General features: G+C 51.8%; 10 protein-coding genes and 2 tRNA genes. 2 read left to right on the top strand and 10 right to left on the bottom strand.

The window, feature by feature from the left end; genetic code table 11:
* The 5 genes from EJP87_RS06080 to EJP87_RS06060 form a co-directional block, all read right to left on the bottom strand.
* Positions 1-1,690, bottom strand: a 1,690-nt coding sequence (locus EJP87_RS06080; RefSeq protein ID WP_130470975.1) for an AAA family ATPase, incomplete at its 3' end; no start/stop codon positions are given.
* 12 nt (positions 1,691-1,702) lie between these two features.
* Complete coding sequence (locus EJP87_RS06075; RefSeq protein ID WP_193771177.1) at positions 1,703-3,169, bottom strand: AAA family ATPase; 1,467 nt, start codon at positions 3,167-3,169, stop codon at positions 1,703-1,705.
* Between the two features lies 1 nt (position 3,170).
* Positions 3,171-4,232 (bottom strand): PD-(D/E)XK nuclease-like domain-containing protein, encoded by a 1,062-nt coding sequence (locus EJP87_RS06070; protein WP_130470968.1) that lies wholly within the window; start codon positions 4,230-4,232, stop codon positions 3,171-3,173.
* A 39-nt stretch (positions 4,233-4,271) separates the two neighbouring features.
* Positions 4,272-4,958 carry a hypothetical protein gene (locus tag EJP87_RS06065; RefSeq protein ID WP_130470967.1) on the bottom strand — a complete coding sequence of 229 codons (687 nt, stop codon included), beginning with the start codon at positions 4,956-4,958 and terminating at the stop codon, positions 4,272-4,274.
* Between the two features lie 25 nt (positions 4,959-4,983).
* Positions 4,984-5,059, bottom strand: a tRNA-Arg gene (locus EJP87_RS06060).
* A 13-nt stretch (positions 5,060-5,072) separates the two neighbouring features.
* Here EJP87_RS06060 and EJP87_RS06055 point away from each other — a divergent pair.
* A complete protein-coding gene (locus EJP87_RS06055) occupies positions 5,073-5,258 on the top strand; it encodes a hypothetical protein (RefSeq protein ID WP_130470966.1) in 186 nt (61 codons plus the stop codon).
* On the opposite strand, the gene EJP87_RS06050 is transcribed toward EJP87_RS06055, so the two are convergent.
* The 4 genes from EJP87_RS06050 to EJP87_RS18385 all read right to left on the bottom strand — a co-directional run bounded on the left by EJP87_RS06050 (position 5,237) and on the right by EJP87_RS18385 (position 6,582).
* Positions 5,237-5,313: transfer RNA gene (locus EJP87_RS06050), tRNA-Pro, on the bottom strand. The genes EJP87_RS06055 and EJP87_RS06050 overlap by 22 nt on opposite strands.
* A gap of 589 nt (positions 5,314-5,902) precedes the next feature.
* Complete coding sequence (locus tag EJP87_RS06045; protein ID WP_130470965.1) at positions 5,903-6,082, bottom strand: hypothetical protein; 180 nt, start codon at positions 6,080-6,082, stop codon at positions 5,903-5,905.
* Positions 6,083-6,100: 18 nt separating this feature from the next.
* Positions 6,101-6,400, bottom strand: coding sequence for a helix-turn-helix transcriptional regulator (locus tag EJP87_RS18960; protein ID WP_130470964.1), 300 nt, complete (start codon positions 6,398-6,400; stop codon positions 6,101-6,103).
* The gene (locus EJP87_RS18385) at positions 6,397-6,582 is read right to left on the bottom strand and encodes a helix-turn-helix transcriptional regulator (protein WP_153188659.1); all 186 of its coding nucleotides are present in this window, start codon (positions 6,580-6,582) and stop codon (positions 6,397-6,399) included. The genes EJP87_RS18960 and EJP87_RS18385 overlap by 4 nt, the downstream gene beginning before the upstream one ends.
* Positions 6,583-6,679: 97 nt before the next feature.
* Between EJP87_RS18385 and EJP87_RS06035 the strand changes: the two genes are divergently transcribed.
* The gene (locus EJP87_RS06035) at positions 6,680-7,345 is read left to right on the top strand and encodes an XRE family transcriptional regulator (protein WP_130470963.1); all 666 of its coding nucleotides are present in this window, start codon (positions 6,680-6,682) and stop codon (positions 7,343-7,345) included.
* 14 nt (positions 7,346-7,359) lie between these two features.
* On the opposite strand, the gene EJP87_RS06030 is transcribed toward EJP87_RS06035, so the two are convergent.
* On the bottom strand, positions 7,360-7,929 hold a 570-nt coding region (locus EJP87_RS06030; RefSeq protein WP_130470974.1), incomplete at its 5' end, for a site-specific integrase.

Below are 7,929 nucleotides of genomic sequence, written 5' to 3'. Positions count from 1 at the left end.
CATACGGGATTCCGGCAGCGTACAGGTTCAGATCATCATCCATGTTGATCTGCTTCCAACCGGCTGCGCCGCAGATGTGATTGATGGCATCATGGACAGCACCTATGGCGTCCTGCATTTTGGTGGCTCGCAATCCATCCTGAGCCAGGATAGTCCGCACCTTACCGCGACGTATGGCGTTGAAAGCGTGTTGCGTCGCTTTGGCTTTATTGTGATACATCTGCAGATTCACCATGGCGGCGTCGCGTTGCGCACGCAGGTCGTTGATTTCCTGCCCGGTAACAGTGTTTGCCTGTTGCTTTTCTGTGAGTTCGATAAAACGTTTTTTTGCTGTATGGATATGGCTGTTGTGCATGTCGGCGGCATTGATGCTGGCCTTTGTCTCTGCAATCTGCGCTGTCAGTGCGTGTTTTTCAGTATTGATTGTCTTTTCTGCATCTCTGATGGCTGCGATTTTTTTTGTCTGCAAGTCAGTAAGCTCAGATTGCAAATCAGCTATCTTTACCTTAATGGCAGTTATCGATTGCGTGATCCTGGTGTTGATTGATTCAATCCTGTTCAGCTCCTGTTTCGCCAGATCACGCTCTTTTGTCGCATTCTGCAGATCTTCTTCTGTGCGAACCGTCTCAGGTTCTACAGTGATGCTCGAAATGCCAGTAGACACAAACAAACCGATGCCGCACGATGGACATGTAGCATTGCTGTTGGTTTTTTGTGGGATCATCGGAATGACTGGTAGCGCAAGAATCTTGTTTTGCTCTTCCGCCAAAGATTGCTGCATCTTATCGATTTCAGCCTGTTTCGATGCAATACTGCTTTCGATCAGTATGATGGCATCGGTGGTGATGTCCGTTTTTTGTAGTGCATCAAGCTCACCTTGTAGTGCAAGCAGGTCACTTCCCATCACGCTGGTGTCAATCATTTGCTGCTCGGCACTCTCACGAATCCGGCGGATCTCTTCCCCATCGATTGCTCTGCGTGCGATCCCATCCTCTAGCGCCTGCTCGGCGCTTGCCAATTTTTCAGCCAGGCTCTTTTCGTCGGCACTGTTGAGTCCATCATTCCACCCTGCTGGTACCCATGTTTCTGCCTTCTTCTCGCCGTATAACTCCCCTGTGGTTGCAGACCATGCTCCTTTTGATTCTGACCAACTCTCGGATACCTCTTTGTGCGCACCATCCCAACCAAGAGCCTGAATTTTTTGATAGACAAAATCCACCACATTGCTGTCCTTGATCCCAACTGCTGCCATAGCCACTGCCAGATCAATATTGTCCGGAGTCGCGTTGATCCCTGCCTTGTTCATGGCATCACCCAGCATTTTTTTGCGATCGGCAGGAGTGATCGACATCCACTCCACCATGCCTGCCGCCAGAGGATGGCAAGCAACAGGGATCTCTCCCTTGAGAGCGTTTGACGGCCAACTGATCGTTAACGACTTGTCCCCGTTGAGCAGTACAGATGTCGCTTTTTTCTCATCCCCATGCACCATGCCTCTGGTGCCGCCACGAGCAACAGCCTCTTTACCGGTCGGCAGGACAACCGGCACGATACTGCCAGTTGCACATGCGGCCGCTGCCATCAAGATGCTGGATTTGCCAGCGCCGTTTGGTCCGGTCAGCAATGTGATGCCGTCTATTTCGATAGACGCCTCTTTGATGCCGAGAAAATTCGAGACGGAAATGTGCATGATGCCTCCTCCTTACCAAATATTGCCATTGCCGGTTGTGGTTTTCGCCTGCTGCTGCGGAACCTGAGTTGCTGGTGGTTTCGACACAGTCTGCGTGGTCGCGGAATGTTGCGCCGGTGCGGACGTCGGTTTCTCCGGTTTGCGTGTTGGTGCGGGTGTTGTCGGCGGATTCGTCGGTGCGGGCGTTGGTGCAGGTGTAGCGGGAGGATGAGTAGCCTGCACGCCAGCCGGTTTGTCGAGACGCGGTGTCGCAAAACCGACAGCACCATTCAGACCACCAGCCTGCTCGCGCATCCGCCAGAAAAGATCCAAGTGTTGTGGCGACAACCGTGCAATCGTCTCTATTTCGTTCTGGGCCTTGGTGCCCTTCTGGTGCGACCCTGGAGCGTCCGACATCTGCCACGTCCAATCGAAACAGTGCAACATTGCCTCGTACTGATCGAGCGCCATCACGCCATTGGTGGCCGGTTGCTGTGGCTGCTGGTTGGTTTGCTCTGGTGCGACATTGTCTTGCAGGTACGGATTCTCAGCAGGATCATCGGCATCTGATTGCTGTGGCACTCCCGCCAGACGATTTGCCTCATCTGCGTCCGCCTGGGCAGCGATTGCCTTCAGACCCAAATTCTTGGCTGTCAACTCGCTGCGCTGCATCTCCGTCAGTGTGGCCGACCACGCTTTAAGAGAATCTGTGCCACGGCTTGCAGCCATCTTTCCTTCGGCAACCAAATCGCGGGTATCTCCACGATACCACTCTGCAATCAACTGCCCGTGCCGAACCGACAGGTATTCTCCCTCTTTCAGGTGCCGCATGATCGCTGGCGGTGCCTTGACCATCGGAATCCGCTCGTGTGCAAAGACCTTTTCCGATGGACGGCTGTAGATCGGCTTGTGGTCCATGCCAAGCCAGAAGGAAACACCCATCTCGAAGATTGTGTTTTTTTCCGTGATCGGTACGTACCCGGTATCAAAAACGCGCATTTGCCCGTTGGGCCCGTTGTGATCCTGCCCGCACGACATCTTTTCGCGCATGCAGAGGATGACGTGCATGCGGGACCGGAGCAGAACATTGATCAACCGCTTAACATCGGTTTTTGGGCTGAACCAAACACCGAGTCCTTTTTTGGTGGATTTTGACGCCTGTTCTGTTGCGCCGCCTTCGCCATCCCAAACATGCGTGTACGAATCGATAATCACGCACCCGAACTGTGGGTCATGTTCAAAAGCTTTGAATGCGTCAATGTACCGCTCAACGGTGAACGGTGGAGTGAGGTCGAAATGGTAATAATCCCCAGGTATGATTCCGACATGCGCCAACCCGCGACGGTTCTCTGTGTCGATCATCCCGATCAGTTGGGAATTCCCAACCAATCCATGCGCGAGTTGCAAGGCTGAATATGTTTTCCCTGACGATGATGCCCCCCAAAGGGCAATCAGCGCCGGTTGCTGTATTCTCTGGGCTTTCGTAATTCTTGAATCCATTTCAAACTCCATCAAATGTTGAAAGAATGTAGCGAAAATCCTCGTCAACCAGGTTGCGAATGCCTCTCTGAACCCGCCATGGCGATGTACCGAACCGGTTTGAAAACTCGGAATACAGGTTGATGGATTGATGGATCTGATGGGATGCGTATTGGTGCAAGATAGTGGCATTGCCATTCGCATCCTTTGTGCTGTATTCGAGCAGGTAAACATTGTTTGCGGTGCCAGTTTCGACCATCACGAACAAGAACCGCATGCTTTCCTGGAGCATAGAAATCACATTCACTTCTGCTGCTCCGTAAACCATGCCTTTCTTTGCCATCGTCAGCGCCTGCTTGGCAGCACGCAGGTACACTTCCGCCTGGATGTACAGGTGGTATTCGTTCGCGAATATCCGAACCGCATCATCAAGTTTCCGATTCCTGCTGTTCGAGAACGATTTCAAATCGACGATCATCCCTTGGCGCAGGCAGTCGAACCTGGCCTTCATCCGAACCCCAGTGCGTGGGTCTGGCCAGAAAATGGAAACCTCTGGCAGACCTTCGGTGAATAACTTGCCTGCTATATAATCGGCCTTGATTGCCTCGGAAACTTTTTGCACCACAGATCCATCCTTGACGCTCAGGATCGTTTTGCCAGTGGATTCAGCCTCGAAACGATCCATGATCACCGACCACAAAACCGCATCCGGCTTTGCCGCCATGATCCGCACCGACATCTCCGCGATGGTGCCGGACGTCTTCTGCCCCAGGTCGCGGCACATCTCGCGCAGGTTTTCTGCGCCGGAAACCGCATCTGGGTATTTCTTCCGATCCGGCTCAATGGCGTATGCAGCGTTGAATGCCTGCTCTCCCTCCAGGATCCGCTTGTGGATTGCAGAGCCAAGGATCATGGCAGCAGAGTCATCCGCAGATTCCCGCTCAGGATCGATGTGTCGCGCCCAGAAGGTCATGGGCGAGACCATCAGATCTTTGATGCCGCTCTGGCTCAATGCCGGATCGGCATGATACTCATCCTCCGGCATACCGATATAAACACCAAATGATTTATGTTGTGTTTTCATTGTCACTATCCTGGTGTGATGTCGCTCGTGTCCTGTCAATTACAACGGACAGCCATCATCATCGTCGTCATAATCAGGAAACTCTTGCGCCTTTTTGCCCAGGAACGCTTCGGCAGTATCGACAGTAGCCTCCGCAAACTCTTCATCCTCGACAACGCCATCAAGCGGCAATTCTGGTTGCTTTGGATCGATCTTGACCGGATTGGCATCGGTCAGAAAGATCTCGGTATCCAACAGCAGAAAGGCCACCGGCCCACCGCCAGACGCCATACCGAATGCTGCGCACGCTTCTGGAGATCTCGCGCAAAGAATTGTCGCTGTGATCTCATCTTTAATCGCAACCTGCTTCAGCGTGCCGGTAACGATCCGGCGGCCATTGGCGGCAATATCTTCAACCGCTTTGGTGATCAAGTGGTTTCCCTGCCACCGCAGCTTATCCAGTAACTGCTGCTGCTCTCCGTCAGACATTTTGGCCCATATTGATGGCATCGATTTGATGATGTCCGCCATGATCTTCACGAAGTCACCGAGCATGTTCTCTTTGGTGGAAAGTACGACATCAGACCCAAAATCGATATTCTCTTCAATCACCATCCCGGCACCGACAACAACAGGCTGAGCGTCTTGCTTATCCAGAATCGAAGTATTGTCTGTATCTGTTGGCTCATAGATCTCTTGCTCAACATCGTCTGCCGCGTGACCCTGCGCTTTCTTCTGCCTTGCCATTCTTTCCTCCATTCATTTGTGGTAGTGGTCTGCGTGGCAGGACTCGAACCTGCAACCTGCGGGGTAGGATCCCGATACTCTGTCCGTTGAGCTACACGCAGGTGTGGTTACGCAATGCGCATCATCACGGTCATTTTTTTTGCTGTCTGGATGCGAGCCCTGGTGCAGTCAGGGGCAAGAACAATTGTTCCAGTCCTCCGGTTTGGCCGTGCGCATGCAGAATTTGCGGATATGCTTAACCTTCTTTGCATTCATGTTGCTCTCCAATCGTTTGTTTTTGGTCTGGATGGAGGGATTTGAACCCACAACCCTCTGCTCCCAAAGCAGATGCGCTACCAGTTTGCGCTACACCCAGTTACGTCAATTCGTGCATTAATTGCCTGATTATTTTTCTCTTTTTCTTAGTTTTCACGTTCAGTTTTGCGGCAGATTCCACAATCAACTTCAATCCAGACCTAATTCCAAATTCTGCAGACACAGCCCCTTTCTGGATTCCCTGCTGGATGCTTTCAATAGCGCCCAAATATGTGCAATTCGGAATCTTCATTTTTAATTTTACTTTGATATGATGATATATGTTGTGTTGCGCCTAGCATTCCTCCAAGTTGGTGCCGCTAGGCGCAATTTTTGGAGATCAGACAGGCTTAAAAGGCTTCCTCTTCCTCGCCGCCTTCCTCGCTGCCCTCTTCGGCATCATCAGCCTCTTCGTTGGTTTCCTGTTCTGTCGCTTCCACTTCTTGCTCAGACATACTTTCCTCCATAAATTAGTTTGAGTTTGTGCCAGATGGTCACGAACGCCACCTGGCAAGGTTTTTGGCTGCAGATCCACCAGCCCGGATATTGCCGTCACAATTACCCCTTCCCAGCCAGAGCGCTAGACTAAAGAAGGTTTATCAATCGCCACCGGATCTAATGCGGTTGCGGTTGCGCTCGATTGCTGGATTCTACTCGCTCTTCTTTTTCAGATGGCTGCCTGGGGGGCGCATGGTGCCGCCTGCCTCTTTGATCGCCATACTAATGATCGCCGAAACTACCTCATACTTGATCGCCAAGGCAGTTATTGACTGCCCTGATTCATATTCCTTGCGGATCTGTGCCGCCACATCTTCTTTGATGAAATTCATGGTTTTCCTCGCCATTGGTTACGCTTGATAGTTCGCCTGCTTCTTCTGTCTTCCTCTCGGTACCGGAGGCAGATTGAGTGTCTCGCGCAATCGTGCCCCAATTTTCTCTGACCTTATCACTCTCAGTACTGGTTCTTTCTTGGCGGCTGGATCAACTCGCTGCGTCAACAGCCAAGCATCCAGATCCTCCTGGCGATACCTGACACTCCTGCCAACTTTTATATAAGCTGGGCCTTTTTTTGCGACCCGCCAATTCGAGAGTGTGATCTCGCTCACGCCCAGTTGACTGGCTGCCTGCGAGTGAGAGATGAGATTCATTTTTGCCTGTCCCGATTTTGCTCTATCCACACTTCAACATCTTGAGATATATAAAAACCATCAGTAGAACCCTCAATTTTATGAAAATGGGGGCCTTTGTTGCGCTTTCTCCAGGCTCTAAGTGTTTCAGAGCTTACTCCGATCATTGCCGCCGCTTTCGCTGTCGAGATAGGTTGACTCATTGGCCTACTTTTTGCTGTCACGTTTACTTGTAGCGTTACACCCGTTAAGAAAGAAGCTATCACCAAATGGCAACAACTGTCAACAGGATATTTCCTAATGGAAACATTTTCTGAAAGATTGGCTGGAGAGAGGAAAAGGCTTGGGATGAATCAGACTGATTTTGCTGAGATTGGCGGTGTCGGAATCGGTTCGCAGATCAGATATGAATCTGGAGAAAGATCTCCAGATGCCAAATACCTTATGGCGCTGACTGATGCTGGAGTTGATGTCTCGTTTTTGTTTACCGGTGTCCGTTCGGTGACACATAGCGTCAATGACTCGCCGTTCGGTGATAATTTGTCAGAGTTTACCCTGATCCCCCGTTTTGATGTGGCGGCATCTGCTGGATACGGATCGATAGTCAACGATGAAGAGATTATTGATAGAATGGCATTCAAAACCGAATGGTTGCGGCAGGCGATGGGGTTGAGGGTTGATAAGCTGGCTCTGATCAGTGTGGACGGCGACTCAATGGAACCGACTCTGCACCCTGGAGATTTGATTCTGCTTGATCTGCGCCCACAGACGTCAATGATCGGGAACGCCATTTATGCGCTGCAGATAAATGGGTCGCTACTGGTAAAGCGCCTGCAGTTGATGTTGGACGGGTCTGTCCGGGTTGTGAGCGACAATGCGTTTTATCAGCCGGAGACAATCCCACCAGGGGAGCTGGATAGTATCAGGATCGTTGGCCGGGTGGTATGGGCTGGAAGAAGGATGTGATCGGAATATCTTGATCAACCATCCTTCACTCCCAGCATTGCATTCGTTGCCTTCTCCATGGCGGCCCTCACCGGGTCAAGACTGAGCCTGGCATAGATCGCTGTCGCCTGTTGTGACTTGTGGCCAAGGCTTTTCCCGATCACCTGCATGGATGCCCCAGTGATGGCCTGCCAGCTCCCCATCGTCCGGCGCAGGTCGTGAATGCGGGCGTTGTCGATGCCTGATCTGGCCAGGATGCGTTCCCAGGCCTTGCGTGGCTCCACAAGGTGGCCCGTTGCTGATGTCGGAGACGGAAACACCCATTCACTGCTACTGTTTGCCTTGCGTAGATCCTCCAGCAGGCTGATCGCAAACGGCACCAGGGGAACAGTGACCGGCTTTCCATTCTTCGTATCCGGGATACGCCAGACATTCCTACTCAGGTCAAGCTCTTCCCACCGCATTTCCAGTATGTTTGCCCGACGAGCTCCAGTGAGCAGGGCCACCAAAAAGAATGTGCGAAAAATGGCGTTCTCGGCAGAAACTGCGGTAAAGAATTTCTGCAGCTCATCATCGGAAAGGAACCGGTCACGGCTCTCCTCCCT

The sequence above is a fragment of the Candidatus Magnetaquicoccus inordinatus genome, assembly GCF_004217665.1.
Classification (GTDB): Bacteria; Pseudomonadota; Magnetococcia; order Magnetococcales; family Magnetaquicoccaceae; genus Magnetaquicoccus; species Magnetaquicoccus inordinatus.
This window is presented reverse-complemented; position numbering and strand designations above follow the sequence as displayed.

Bases quoted from the DNA above. Each gene is read 5' to 3' on its own strand.
- EJP87_RS06070 (WP_130470968.1), bottom strand. From the start codon at position 4,232: ATGAAAACACAACATAAATCATTTGGTGTTTATATCGGTATGCCGGAG.
- EJP87_RS06075 (WP_193771177.1), bottom strand. From the start codon at position 3,169: ATGGATTCAAGAATTACGAAAGCCCAGAGAATACAGCAACCGGCGCTG.
- EJP87_RS06045 (WP_130470965.1), bottom strand. From the start codon at position 6,082: ATGAATTTCATCAAAGAAGATGTGGCGGCACAGATCCGCAAGGAATAT.
- EJP87_RS18960 (WP_130470964.1), bottom strand. From the start codon at position 6,400: ATGAATCTCATCTCTCACTCGCAGGCAGCCAGTCAACTGGGCGTGAGC.
- EJP87_RS06035 (WP_130470963.1), top strand. From the start codon at position 6,680: ATGGAAACATTTTCTGAAAGATTGGCTGGAGAGAGGAAAAGGCTTGGG.
- EJP87_RS18385 (WP_153188659.1), bottom strand. From the start codon at position 6,582: ATGAGTCAACCTATCTCGACAGCGAAAGCGGCGGCAATGATCGGAGTA.
- EJP87_RS06055 (WP_130470966.1), top strand. From the start codon at position 5,073: ATGCGCATCATCACGGTCATTTTTTTTGCTGTCTGGATGCGAGCCCTG.
- EJP87_RS06065 (WP_130470967.1), bottom strand. From the start codon at position 4,958: ATGGCAAGGCAGAAGAAAGCGCAGGGTCACGCGGCAGACGATGTTGAG.